Source organism: Klebsiella aerogenes KCTC 2190 (assembly GCF_000215745.1).
GTDB lineage: Bacteria > Pseudomonadota > Gammaproteobacteria > Enterobacterales > Enterobacteriaceae > Klebsiella > Klebsiella aerogenes.
On record NC_015663.1, the window covers coordinates 3,383,119 to 3,395,793 of the forward strand.

Here is a 12,675-nt window from a genome sequence, read left to right on the forward strand (position 1 = left end):
TTTTTGGAAAACGGCTCTCCGTTTTCATGTCTGTTTTATCACTTCTCCTGGAATGATACTGCACTTCACCTCAAGAGAAGGCAATAAGCAACGACGCGGAACTTCAACCGTATCAGGCAAGCCAACTCTTTTTTAGCCATTTACTCAGGGATACAGAAGACATGAACGACCTCGTTTTACAGGCCAACCCGACGCCAGTGCGCGCATGGCTCGCCGTAGTTGCGCTGGGAGTCAGCGCATTTTCGATTGTGACCAGCGAACTGGCGCCGGTCGGTATGCTCAGCGCGCTGGCGAACGATTTGCATCAGTCGCAGGCGGGAGCGGGTCTTGCCGTCACCGCTTATGGCTGGGTGGCCGCGCTGGCCGCTTTACTGGCCGGCGCGATCCCCGCCCGGATTTCACGGAAGGCGCTATTGATTGTATTGATGTTAATCCTCGCATTTTCTTGTCTGGCGGCGACGCAGTCGCACACCATGCAGACGTTTATGACGGCGCGGATGACAGGGGCGCTGGCGCATGGCGCATTCTGGGCGCTAATAGGCACCGTGGCGGTACAACTGGTACCGGTTGATAAACTGGGGTTGGCCACCTCGGTGATTTTCGCCGGTGTTTCGGCGGCCAGCGTGCTGGGCGTGCCGCTATCGAGCTTTATTGCCGACATGGTCGGCTGGCGACAGGCATTCAGCGCGATTTCACTACTCTCATTAGCCGCCGCCGTGGCTTTGCTCTGGACGCTTCCCACGCTGGCGGCTCCGCAGCCGTTGAGGCTGAAAGTTTACGTTGGGATAGTTAAAAATCCGCTACTGCTTTCATTGTTCGGCGCTACAGCTTGCATTATTTCCGCGCATTTTGCTGCCTTCACCTATCTTGAGCCGTTGCTAACGCAAACCCGTGGTATACCGACATCGGCGATTTCCGCGCTGTTACTGATGTCAGGACTTTCCGGGCTGCTGGGAAATCTCATCGCCGGCAAACTCATCGATCGACATATCCGAGTGCTGATTATGACATCACTGCTGCTCAGCGCAGGCGCGCTGGGGATGCTGAGTATCAGGGGCGGGTCAGCACTTCCTGTTTGGTTCGTCGCGGTATTGCTCGGCGTATGGGGCGCGGGCATGGCTATCGTGTTCGTTGGTTTGCAAACCTGGCTGTTGCGTAGCGCAGGGGAGGCGACGCAGCCGGCATCCGCGATCTACGTCGCCATTTTCAATGCCGCCATCGGTACTGGCGCGCTTGTCGGCGGCCTGGTATCGGCAAAGCTTGGTCTTTCTTCACTGCCGTTACTGGCGGCGGTGGCGATGATCTGCGGTATGGCGCTGGTCTGGAAGCTGAAAAGCCCCAGGGCGATATAACAATTTACTCATCGAATAGTCATCCGTAAATGGACAGAGTGAATGGGTCTGGCAGACGTAAGGTTTGCCAGATACCTGGCTGCGATGAGTGGCATAACATTATAACTTATTGAAATTAAATTGTTTTTGTTTTTTCTCAACGTTCTCCGTCTTTAGCGACTTTAAAACATCTGTGATTCACCTCTTATTTACATCATTTAAACCAATCGTTAACTGGATAAAAACACGCCAGCCTCGTTATAGTAGTTTTGTAAAATAAAACACGGTTGTACATAGTACAACAATTGCGAGGTGTTCATGGAGATCGTTACCGCACCGCATCTTGCGGTCAGAAACGAGTGGCTTGCGTTACATCGTGAGCCGCCACTACAACCCGAGCTGCCCATTATTGATGCGCATCATCATCTCTGGGATCGGCAAACCGGACGCTATCTCACCCATGAGTTCAGCGACGATATCCAGACCTCAGGGCATCGCGTTTTCTCCTCGGTCTACGTGCAATGCCGCTCTATGTTGCGTCGCCACGGGCCGGAAACGTTGAAACCGCTTGGTGAAATTGAGTTTGCCAGCGGAATAGCCGCGATGTTCGCCAGCGGACATTATGCAAACGCTCTTGGATGTGAAGCCATCATCGGCGGCCTGAACTTGCTGGCGGGCGATGCGATGCAGCCTGCCATCGAGAGCGCGCTGGCTTTATCAGGTGGGCGGTTGCGCGGAATGCGTAATCCATTGGCCTGGCATCCGGATCCGCGGGTCACGTCCAGCCCGGTTACACCACCGGCAGGACTGGCCCTGAGCGAACCGTTCCGCCGGGGCGCTGCCTGCCTCGCACAAAATGGATTGTCGCTTGATGTGTGGGTTTACCACACGCAACTGGATGAAATTGCCGAGCTGGCGCGGCAAATACCAACGCTACAGATTGTGCTCGATCACTGCGGCGGGCCTGTCGGCGTAGGGCCTTATTCAGAAAGAGATCCTGACATGTTTCAGCAGTGGCGAAGCAGTATGCGACATCTGGCGGAACTGCCGAACGTATGCGTAAAAATTAGCGGATTTGGTATGACGGTCAGGGGATTTCCCTTCGCAGCGGCAGAAACGCCGCCGGATTCGCAAATGCTGGCACAGGCATGGCAACCGTGGTTTGAGACCATCATTGCTCTTTTCGGTGCGGAACGCTGCATGTTTGCGAGTAACTTTCCGGTCGACAAAGGCATGTTCAGCTACGGCGTCTTCTGGAATGCGTGCAAACGCCTGGCGCAACAGGCTTCCCCTGATGAACAGGCGCAGTTGTTCTGGCGCACTGCCGCAACCTGCTACCGGATAACCTCTGTGGAGAATATCAATGACCAGTAAAAGCGAGCTCAAGCAGTTTACTGCGACTAAAGCGACGCCTGACGCTTTGCCTCAGCACGTGGCTGAGAAACGAACTCTGGCGCTGGGCGGCCTTGGCTGGGCATTTGAAAGCTACGACTCATTTCTACTCTCATTATTATTGCCGGTATTAGGAGTGGTGTTTGGCGTGAATAAAAGCGAACTTGGACTATTTATCAGCGTCACGGCCGGTGGACAGATCATCGGCGGGATCCTGTTTGGTTTTATCGCCGATAAAATTGGTCGGGTAAAAACGGCCATGACCTGTATCGCCATCTATTCACTCTTTTCCGGACTGTTAGCCTTTACGCACGATCAACAGCATTTCGCGCTTTTGCGTTTTTGCGGTGCGCTGGGTATGGGCGGAATGTGGACATCAGGTGCGGCGCTGATTGCTGAAACCTGGCGGCCAGAGCGGCGCGCGCGCGGCGGCGCTTTGATGCAAATGGGCTTACCCGTTGGCGCTATTCTGGCTATCAGCCTGACGGCAATCGTGAGCTCGGTTAACGGCGGCCTGGAGCAGGGCGCATGGCGCTATCTGTTTATGATCGGCGCGCTGCCGGTATTCATTATGAGCGTGGTGGCCTGGTTCACGCCGGAATCACAGGTTTGGCTTGCACGACAGCAGGGGAAAGCTAAGCGCACTCAACCTGCCTCGAAACTGGGCAAACACAATCTGAAAGGCCTGCTGCTGGCTTTCGTCTTTATCTTCTTTATTCAGTATCTATTCTGGGGGGTATTTACCTGGACACCCACCTATCTACGAGAAGTAAAACATCTGGATTTTTTACATAGCCTGAAATTTGTGCTCGCGCTGCAGGTCGGGGCGATCGCAGGTTTTCTGGTCTTTTCAGTACTGGCGGATAAATGGGGACGCCGTCCGATGTTCCTGATTTATCTGTTAACGGGCGCCATTGCCGTCGCGCTTTACCTTGTGACCACTCAACCCTTCATTCTGATGCTGGCGATTTTCATGGCTGGTTTTGGTGTTAACGGGATTTTTGCCGGATCTGGACCATTCCTTGCAGAAATCATCGGAGACACGTCATCGCGTGGCTTCCTGATGGGGCTCGCCTACAACGGAGGCCGGCTGGGCGGATTTATCGCGCCCCTGCTCATCGGCGCTGTGGCCAGCGCCGGCGGTTTCACTGCGGGACTGGCGACTACCGTGGTCGCCTTCCTGGCGGCAATGGTGGTGGTGTGGCTGGCGCCAGAAACCAGAGGCGTCAAGCTGAAGTAAGGCATGATATCTCTACATCGTTTTCCTGATAAACATAATGAAACCCTGCGAGGAAACAATGACCGAACAATCACCGAATAGCGCTATCGACAACGATGCGCTGGAAAAAGAGACCATGCGGCGGGTTATCTGGCGCATCCTGCCTTTTCTGGTCGTAAGCTATCTGGTCTCGATTATTGACCGGGGCAATATAGGTATGGCTGCGCTACAGATGAATGAGGATCTGGGCCTGAGCAAGGCGGCTTTTGGCTTCGCCAGCAGCTTATATTTTGTCGCCTACTTTATATTTGAGGTACCCAGCAACCTGGCGATGCAGAAGGTGGGCGCGCGATTGTGGCTCCCGCGGATAATGATCAGTTGGGGAGTGGTATCGATGTGCATGGCGCTGGTGCAAAATACAACCTCCCTTTATATCGTGCGTTTTCTGCTGGGAGCGGCGGAAGCGGGCTTTTTCCCGGGCGTGGTGCTCTATCTTACCTGGTGGATCCCTTCGCGTTACCGGGCGCGTATTATTGCCTCTTTTATGGTGGCCATTCCGCTGGCTAACTTTATCGGTTCACCGCTTTCAGGTTTGATCCTGACGCTGGATGGCTGGTTTGGGCTGCGCGGCTGGCATCTGTTATTCATTATTGAGGGGCTGCCTGCGGTGCTGCTGGGGATAGCCGCATTTTTTATCCTGCGGGACCGCCCACATCAGGCTGGCTGGTTGAACGAGCGGCAGAAAGCGTGGCTGGAAAACACCCTTCAGGCAGAGCGTCAACAGCAGAAACAGATCGGCCACATCAGCACATGGCAGCTGTTGAAGCACCGCCAAATCTGGCTGATGGCGCTGATTTATGCCGGCGCGTCGTCTGCTGGCACCACGCTTAGCGTCTGGTCTCCACAGCTACTGAAGTCTTTCCATCTTGATAACCTGACTACCGGGCTGCTTAATGCTATCCCCTATGGCCTGGCCTCGGTGCTGATGATTGTCTGGGGTCGGAGTTCGGATCGCACTAATGAACGTCGCTGGCACACGGCTCTCACCCTCTTTATGATTGCGGCTGGCGTGTTCGCGGCGTTCATCAATCTCTCGCTGCCGATTACCATTGTTATTCTCAGTACCATATTAATTGGCGCTTATTCGGCGAAGGGGCCATTCTGGGCGCTGGCCTCAGGCTGGATGAGCAGCACCTCAGCCGCCGCGGGGCTGGCGGCAATCGGCGCGATAGCTAATCTGATTGGCGGAGTGGTGATGGTGAATGCCTATGGTGTGATTAGCGAACAGACAGGAAGCCATACGCTGGCGATGCTACCACTGGCTGGCTTGTGCCTGGCAGGCGGCATCGCGGTGCTGATCATGGGACGCCGTTACTCGCAGCCTGCCGGTCAGGAAAAACCGGTCACCCATTAATAAGCAAAGGCGGGGTTTTTCCCGCCTTTTCAACATACGTTATTCTTTTATATCGTAAAACGTTTCGCAGAAGGATTTACTGGCTCCTAACTTGATCGACAGGCGGTTGGCCGTCTCGCGCATTAGCTGGCTGAGGCCGCTCTCTTTGCGGTCCGCAGTCAGACGCGATGACGGTCCTGTCAGCGCCAGTGCCGCGATGGGGTTATCGTGGACGCCAAAAACCGGCATCGCGAAGGCCGCGGTGTGCGGATCGCGCGCGCCAGAGGTATAGAACGGCAGCGTTTCTTCGTCTTCCGAAAGCGCCTCACCCAGTCCCCAATGACGTAAAACTTTGCTGATAGCGGAGCCATCCAGTGGAAATTGACTGCCGGGCAGGTTGCTATGGCGTAATCCCTCTGACGCTTCGGCGCGGAACAGACACAGGCGTTGGCCGCCCTCTATCACATACCAGCTCGCGCTTTCACTGGAGGCCTGAGACAGCGCCTGCAATTCCGGTTGTACAATTCTCGCAAGCTGAAATGATTGCTCATAAAGCTTGCCGAGATAGAGCAGACGGTGGCCGAGCGTATAGGTGCCATCATCATGCCGGATAATGTAGTTCATACGCTCAAGCGAATTCATTAAGCGATAAACGGTGGTTTTGTGGTATCCCGAAAGCTGGGCCAGCTCAGTTAACGTCAGGCTGTCATTACCGGGCCGGAAGCAATCCAGTAAAGCGAGCGCCTTTTCAACGGCAATTACGCCTTCATTCCCCATCATTTTCTCCTTTTGGCCGAACAAAATTGTACCTGAATTTTGTGATTAACATCGTGTTTACATCACAAACACGCTCTCAGCGCTGGCGAAAAGAGAAGCAATGCTCGTATAGTTGTTTTATATAGTACATTCATGTTGTACATAGTAAAACAAATGGAGACTAACCATGCCTGCATCACAACAGAAATTAATCAATGTGGATATTGAGCGCGTTAGCGCGGAGGAGGTCCGTCAGGCCGCTGAATATCAGGCGGCGATTCTCGCCGACGTGGCCGGACGCCGCGGCACATTACATGGCCGTATCAAGCCACTGGCGCCAAACATGGCTGTGGCCGGCCCGGCGATTACCGTAGAGGTCCGTCCGGGAGATAATCTGGCTATTCACGCGGCGATGGCCGTCGCCAAACCTGGCGATGTGTTAGTGATAGACGGCAAGGGCGATCTCTCCTGCGCTTTACTGGGTGAGATCATGGCCACGCAGGCGCAGGCCAGCGGCATCGCAGGTATCATCATTGACGGCGCAGTTCGCGATGCTGAAACCTTAAGTAAACAAAGCTTTCCTGTTTTCGCAGCCGGTCTTAATCCGTGTGGTCCCACCAAGTTCATTCCAGGCCGGGTCAATCATGCTATTTCGGTCGCGGGCGCCGCGGTGCAGGCGGGTGACCTGGTGGTAGGGGATATTGACGGCGTGGTGGTTATCCCCCGCGATGAAGTAGGCACCATCATTGAGCTGGCGAAAGGTAAACTGGAAGGGGAAGTCAAACGTCTTTCGGCTATCCACGATGGCGATCTTCGCCCACACTGGCTGGAGAATGCGTTGCGTCAGGCGGGTATGCTGAGCGAAGGGGAGGCATTGCCATGAGCGCTAAAAAAGTCGTACTGGTAACCGGCAGCGATTTGGCCGAAGCGGCGCTCGGCATGCTGGAAGATTATGAGCTCGTGTTTGCTGGCCGCCAACCAACAGAAAACCAACTGACAGAATTATGTCAGCAGCATAATCCGGTCGCCATATTAGTGCGCTATGGCAAGATTACGGCATCTGTGATGGATGCCGCTCCGGCGTTGAAGGTCATTTCCAAGCATGGCAGCGGCATTGATGTCATTGACGTCGAAGCGGCGGCGGCGCGCGGCATCATGGTTCGCGCGGCGACAGGCGCTAACGCCGCGGCGGTTTCAGAACACGCCTGGGCATTAATTCTGGCCTGTGCCAAGTCAATCATTCCGCTTGACCGCCGCCTGCGCGAAGGGCACTGGGATAAATCGACGCATAAATCGCTCGAACTGGAAGGCAAAACGCTGGGGCTGATTGGTCTGGGGGCGATTGGCAGTCGGGTGGCGAAAATTGCCGGCGCCTTCGGTATGAAGGTGTTGGCTTACGATCCTTATGCCGCCACGGTTCCTCCCGGATGCGAACGTGTTGATGTACTCGAAGACCTTCTCGCGCAGGCTGATGTTGTCTCCCTTCATTGTCCCTTAACGCCGCAAAATCGGGGAATGATAAATGCCGTTACGCTGGCACAGTGTAAACCCGGCGCCATCCTGGTCAATACCGCGCGGGGCGGATTAATCGACGATGCAGCGCTGGCAGCGGCATTAAAAGGGGGGGCGTTGCGCTGGGCGGCGCTCGATAGCTTTAACAACGAACCACTCACCACGCCGCACATCTGGGAGCGGGTCGAAAATGTCATTCTGTCTCCGCACGTTGGCGGCGTAAGCGACGCCTCTTACGTCAAAATGGGTACCGCCGCCGCGGCCAATATTCTACAGGTAGTGCAGGATTCATCGCAGACTGAAACAGCGTACTAACTTGTCTTCCAGCAGCTCCGCTCTTTCGGGGCTGCTGTGCTTTTTGCAAAGAGCAAGCTGAGTGATGCTGTGAGCAATGTTATTGCTCCGCAAAATTAACCAGCGCTTCGCCATCGAGGCGATAGCGGACCCATTCGCTTTGCGCCGCGGCGCCAATACTGAGGTAAAAATCAATGGCCGGCTGGTTCCAGTCCAGCACGCTCCACTCAAGGCGTCCGCAGCGGCGCGCAACCGCATACCGGGCAATGGTTTTTAGCAGCGCTCGACCCGCGCCCTGGCCGCGATAATCCGGTGAGATATACAAATCTTCCATATAAATACCGTTGCGTCCGAGCCAGGTTGAATAGCTGGTGAAGAACACGGCATAGCCCGCCGTTTTACCGTCAATTTCGCAGATCAGCGCTTCGGTCTTACTGTCGTCGCCAAACAAGGTTTCGCGGATCTCGTCGGGGGTAGTAACCACTTCCTGCGGGGCTTTTTCATACACCGCCAGCTCATAAATCATGTTGTAGATGGCAGAAGCATCGTCCGGACGGGCCTGTCGAATCGTAATACTCATTATTTTTCCTGTCGTATTCACACGTTAATGATATTGATGACGCTAAGCATAGGGGGTATTGTCAGAAGAATTAAGTGCAATGAAATCACCCAATGATGAATATTATGCATCCGGCGCTCAGACGCCTCGATCTCAATCTGTTGCTTGTTTTTGATGCCATCTATCGCCACAGTTCCGTTCGTCTCGCCGCCGATGAGCTGGCGATGAGTACATCCGCGTTGAGCCACGCGCTGTCGCGGCTGCGCGTGGCGCTGAACGATCCGTTGTTTTTTCGCGAAGGGCATCGGATGTGCCCGAGCGTCTATGCCACGCAACTCGCGCCCTCCATCGCTTCAGTATTGAAATTGCTTAATCAGGAACTCACGCGACAGCCAGAATTTAGTGCCGCCGACAGCACCGAGCGGATCCAGATAGCCATTACCGATTTCACCGCGTTATGCATTTTCCCTGCGCTAATGCAAAAGCTGCAGCATGAAGCGCCGGGCCTGCGTTTTGAGCTCCGTTATTTGCCACATAGCCCGGCGCTGACGGAGCTACTGGCGGGGGAGGTGGATCTGGCGCTGGGCTTCAGCACCGCTGAAGATATTCGTCATCATGAACTCGAGGAAATTGACTGGTTCGAGGATGAGTATGTGGTTATCAGCCATACCCGTCGCACGGCGCTGACGCTGGCGGATTATCTCGCCGCGCGCCATCTGGTGGTCACGCCGTGGAACGAAAAGCAGGGGGTGTTGGATTTACGTCTGCAGGAATTAGGCTATACCCGGCAGATAGCGCTCAAAACCCCCTCAATGCTTAGCGCGCCGTTTATTGTGGCGCAAAGCGATCTGTTAATGGCGATTCCTCGTTATGCCGCAGAGAAGTTCCTTCATGCCGCCCCGATCGCGATTTTTCCTTTGCCGTTCGCCATCAGCCCGTTCACCGTGAAGATCTATTCCCATAAACGCGGCGGGCAGCGAGGGGCAACCAAATGGCTGAAGACGGCGCTACAAAGCCTGGCGTTGGCAGCGAATGCCGGGAGTTTTTAACCTCAAAAAACGGAACTTAAAATAACTATCGCAATAGTAACCGTCGCGACAAAACCGCTCTGAAAGGCGAGAGTCCGGATAACGGGGATCCCGGCGGTATACGCAATATAATGGACGATGCGCGCGAGCAAATAAATTTTAGCCGCAATTAACGTTATGGCGTTATTGACGTTAAGCAACGCGGCGGCCACAACCAGTGGGGCAAAAATAACGAGGTTTTCTACCGCGTTGGCGTGCGCCTTTTGCGCACGCTGCGCCCAGGGCGCCGTCCCGATTGATGGCGAATGGCCATTACCCGCTGCGGGCGCGACGTTAGCACGTGTGGCTCTGGCAATAATATAGGGGATCCACATCATAACCGTTAGCAGACAAATTAACGTAAGGATAATCAGTTCAGGGTTATTTTTCATGTTATTTGGCTCTGGTAATTAATAACGATAGAGGAAAGTCTATGGCTAAGGTTAAAATAGAACCATATGCAAAAATGACAATTTCAATACCATTAACGACATGAAGATAAATATTCTGGCTCTGGATGGCGTTTTCGACACCGGCTTAGCGACGTTGCTGGATACGTTCGCCGCGGCCAATGATATGGCGCGACGCCAGAGCATGAATATTTCTCGCTTTGAGGTGCAAATGATTGCAATGACCGGGCAGGTTAAATCAGCCCATGGGCTGAGTATTCCTGCTCATCAGGCATCGGGTTTGGATTATCCCGACTGGATTGTGGTGCCGGCGATCAACGTTCACGCACGACAATCGCCACCGGATGGCTGGCACGATATTGCTGACGCTAAGCGGTTTTTGCAAAACATGGCGAAGCACGGCGTTAAAATTGCCGCTGCCTGTTTAAATACCTTCATCCTGGCTGATAGCCGTTTGCTCAATGAGCAGGCCGCCACAACGTCATGGCTCAATGCGGCCCCGCCAATGCTTCCCGGCGCTATGATGGGCCATGTGGAGCTGGCGCTGTGGTTGATTCGCCAGAGCAGCCTGCCGCTTGCGGATTTGCTGACGACAGCGATGGCGGCTGATATCCGCCATCCTCAGGTTTCACGCCTGCCGGCAGGTTATCCTCAGCATGCCGATGACCTGATAAACCGCTTTGAGCACTGGTCGCGGGCGCATCTGGCGCAGGGATTTTCCCTGCAGGCGGCCGCCGGTGCGCTTAACGTGCATCCGCGCACCTTACAGCGCAGAATGGAAGCCGCGCTGGGGAAATCACCGTTGGCTTTTTTTCAGCAATTGCGGGTCGAACGAGTAAAGCAGCTGCTTGCCGAGGGGAAAGATATTGAGACGATTACCGCTGACGTGGGTTATTCGGAAGTGTCAACGCTGCTTGCGCTGCTGCGTCGTCAGACTGGAAAGGGAATACGGGCGCTGCGTCATGCTGTGTGAGCGTATTCATTTAAAGAAAGTAATTATAGAGTAAAGAGGAGTTATTTCTCCTTGACTGTTTTATTAATTCTTTTGTTTTTCCGAACCAGGCAACATCTATATCTTCTATGGTCAAATGTAGAATGGAAACCGACAGGAATATTTTTGTCGGGTGGCGGCTAACGCCTTACCCGACCTACGGAACGTACCATTGCGAACTGAAACTGCCTGTGTGGGTGGCCTCAAAATCCCCGGTGGCGCTGCCGCTTACCGGGGCTACCGCACTGTGCAATTTGGAATTATGTTGCGGATAGAACAATTGCCAGTCAGGATTATTTCTTTTTCTTCACCACTTTCCATTTTCCGCCAGCGGCAGTGTCGGCCAGCACGATTTTAAATCGGTTGCTTTCCCAGTGGGGCAGGCCTAATATGCGCCGCGCTATACGGTTACCTTTCGCCTTAATCATGATGTCGCTCCTTATTTTATTAAAGATACACTAAACCCACGCATGAAAATATTCTGCGTTTCCCGAGGTTTCAATTTTTCTAAAAAATAAAATTCACTAAAAATTAAATTCAGGATTTATTGTAGGGTGACTATTTTTTAATTCAAGCCGCTATGAACATTCGGACCTTAGTAGCAATAAAAACGTTTTTCCTGGCTTTTATCCCAGTAAACGGTCTTTATTGCCATTTTGTCCGGCGAAAAAGAGGGAAATAGCGGCAAGGTTAAAACGTCATACCGCCGATAACGGCCGCCAGGCGATCGAACATCTCGCCAAACAGGTGTTCGCAGAAGGGGGCCAGCATCGGCATCATCATGCCGAGGGTCATAATGCCAAAGGTCATGGTCACCGGGAAACCGATCACGAATACCGATAGCTGCGGCGTCATGCGGTTGAGCAGACCCAGGGCGATATTGAGCGTGAGCAACAGACAAATCAGCGGTAACGCCAGCATCATGCCGTTGATAAAGATTAACGAACCCAGTTGGGCGAGCGCCAGGAAACCGTTGCCGTTCAGCGGCTGGCTCTGGATCGGCAGGGTATGGAAACTGTCGGCCAGCAGCGAGATAAGCCACAGGTGGCCGTCAAAGCTTAAAAACAGCAGCATTGCCAGCAGGTTCAGCAGCCGCGCCAGCACCGGCATATTGGGGCCGCCGCTGGGGTCGAAGAAGGTGGCGAACGATAGCCCCATCTGCATGCCGATGACTTCGCCGGCGAGGCGTACCGCGGCGAAAGCCAGCTGCATCGTTAGCCCCAGCGCCGCGCCGATCAGGATCTGCTGAATCGCCAGCCATAAACCGGCAGCAGAGATAATGGGGATCGCGTTGATGGGCAGCGTTGGGGCGATCAGTATCGCAATCAGGCCGCCGAGACCGATTTTCACCTTTTTGCTTATCTGCTTTTCACTCAGCACCGGCGCGGTGCTGATGAGGGCCAGAATACGCAGCAGCGGCCAGAAATACTGGCTGAGCCATTCGCTAAGCTGCGCGCTGTCAAAGGGGATCACGGCTAGCCAATAATATTAGGCAGGTTGCTGAATAATGTGCGCATATAGTCCAGCAGCAGGTTCAGCATCCACGGTCCGGCGATAATAATCGTCGCCACTACCGCGAGAATTTTGGGGATGAACGATAGGGTCATCTCGTTAATCTGGGTGGCGGCCTGCAGCAGGCTGACCACCAGCCCGCTGATTAGCGCCGCCAGCAGCAGCGGGGCGGCCAGCGCCAGGGCGACCTTCATCGCTTCGGTGCCAATGGCCATCACGGATTCCGGCGTCATGATTGT

Annotated in this window: 14 protein-coding genes; 8 read left to right on the plus strand and 6 right to left on the minus strand. The window is 54.2% G+C overall.

Annotated elements, in window-relative coordinates:
- The first annotated feature begins 161 nt into the window (after nt 1-161).
- The 4 genes from EAE_RS15935 (at nt 162) to EAE_RS15950 (ending at nt 5,356) form a co-directional block, all read left to right on the plus strand.
- Nucleotides 162-1,352, plus strand: coding sequence for an MFS transporter (locus tag EAE_RS15935; RefSeq protein ID WP_015704940.1), 1,191 nt, complete (start codon nt 162-164; stop codon nt 1,350-1,352).
- Nucleotides 1,353-1,649: 297 nt separating this feature from the next.
- Nucleotides 1,650-2,705 (plus strand): amidohydrolase family protein, encoded by a 1,056-nt coding sequence (locus tag EAE_RS15940; RefSeq protein WP_015704941.1) that lies wholly within the window; start codon nt 1,650-1,652, stop codon nt 2,703-2,705.
- Complete coding sequence (locus tag EAE_RS15945; protein WP_015704942.1) at nt 2,695-3,963, plus strand: MFS transporter; 1,269 nt, start codon at nt 2,695-2,697, stop codon at nt 3,961-3,963. The genes EAE_RS15940 and EAE_RS15945 overlap by 11 nt, the downstream gene beginning before the upstream one ends.
- Nucleotides 3,964-4,021: 58 nt before the next feature.
- Nucleotides 4,022-5,356, plus strand: a complete 1,335-nt coding sequence (locus EAE_RS15950) for an MFS transporter (RefSeq protein ID WP_015367312.1) — start codon at nt 4,022-4,024, stop codon at nt 5,354-5,356.
- Nucleotides 5,357-5,395: 39 nt separating this feature from the next.
- Here EAE_RS15950 and EAE_RS15955 read toward each other — a convergent pair whose 3' ends face one another.
- The gene (locus EAE_RS15955; RefSeq protein WP_015704943.1) at nt 5,396-6,112 is read right to left on the minus strand and encodes an IclR family transcriptional regulator; all 717 of its coding nucleotides are present in this window, start codon (nt 6,110-6,112) and stop codon (nt 5,396-5,398) included.
- 166 nt (nt 6,113-6,278) lie between these two features.
- On the opposite strand from EAE_RS15955, the gene EAE_RS15960 reads away from it, so the two are divergent.
- Nucleotides 6,279-6,974, plus strand: coding sequence for an RraA family protein (locus EAE_RS15960; protein WP_015704944.1), 696 nt, complete (start codon nt 6,279-6,281; stop codon nt 6,972-6,974).
- Nucleotides 6,971-7,918: a hydroxyacid dehydrogenase gene (locus tag EAE_RS15965; protein ID WP_015704945.1), complete on the plus strand. Its 948-nt coding sequence runs from the start codon at nt 6,971-6,973 to the stop codon at nt 7,916-7,918. Before EAE_RS15960 ends, EAE_RS15965 begins: the two co-directional genes overlap by 4 nt.
- Before the next feature lie 79 nt (nt 7,919-7,997).
- On the opposite strand, the gene EAE_RS15970 is transcribed toward EAE_RS15965, so the two are convergent.
- Nucleotides 7,998-8,477 (minus strand): GNAT family N-acetyltransferase, encoded by a 480-nt coding sequence (locus EAE_RS15970; protein ID WP_015704946.1) that lies wholly within the window; start codon nt 8,475-8,477, stop codon nt 7,998-8,000.
- A 92-nt stretch (nt 8,478-8,569) separates the two neighbouring features.
- On the opposite strand from EAE_RS15970, the gene EAE_RS15975 reads away from it, so the two are divergent.
- Entirely contained in the window at nt 8,570-9,505 is a 936-nt protein-coding gene (locus EAE_RS15975) for a LysR family transcriptional regulator (protein WP_015704947.1), read from the plus strand.
- Between the two features lie 2 nt (nt 9,506-9,507).
- Here EAE_RS15975 and EAE_RS15980 read toward each other — a convergent pair whose 3' ends face one another.
- Entirely contained in the window at nt 9,508-9,915 is a 408-nt protein-coding gene (locus tag EAE_RS15980) for an MAPEG family protein (RefSeq protein ID WP_015367306.1), read from the minus strand.
- A 100-nt stretch (nt 9,916-10,015) separates the two neighbouring features.
- Here EAE_RS15980 and EAE_RS15985 point away from each other — a divergent pair, with 100 nt between their 5' ends.
- Nucleotides 10,016-10,906, plus strand: coding sequence for a helix-turn-helix domain-containing protein (locus EAE_RS15985; protein ID WP_015704948.1), 891 nt, complete (start codon nt 10,016-10,018; stop codon nt 10,904-10,906).
- Nucleotides 10,907-11,217: 311 nt separating this feature from the next.
- Here the strand turns inward: EAE_RS15985 and sra are convergent, their stop codons facing one another.
- From sra to fliQ, 3 genes are all read right to left on the minus strand, one after another.
- Complete coding sequence (gene sra / locus EAE_RS25095; protein ID WP_015367304.1) at nt 11,218-11,352, minus strand: stationary-phase-induced ribosome-associated protein; 135 nt, start codon at nt 11,350-11,352, stop codon at nt 11,218-11,220.
- 262 nt (nt 11,353-11,614) lie between these two features.
- A complete protein-coding gene (gene fliR, locus EAE_RS15990; protein ID WP_015704949.1) occupies nt 11,615-12,397 on the minus strand; it encodes a flagellar biosynthetic protein FliR in 783 nt (260 codons plus the stop codon).
- A gap of 2 nt (nt 12,398-12,399) precedes the next feature.
- Nucleotides 12,400-12,669 (minus strand): flagellar biosynthesis protein FliQ, encoded by a 270-nt coding sequence (gene fliQ / locus EAE_RS15995; protein WP_015367302.1) that lies wholly within the window; start codon nt 12,667-12,669, stop codon nt 12,400-12,402.
- Nucleotides 12,670-12,675: the final 6 nt, after the last annotated feature.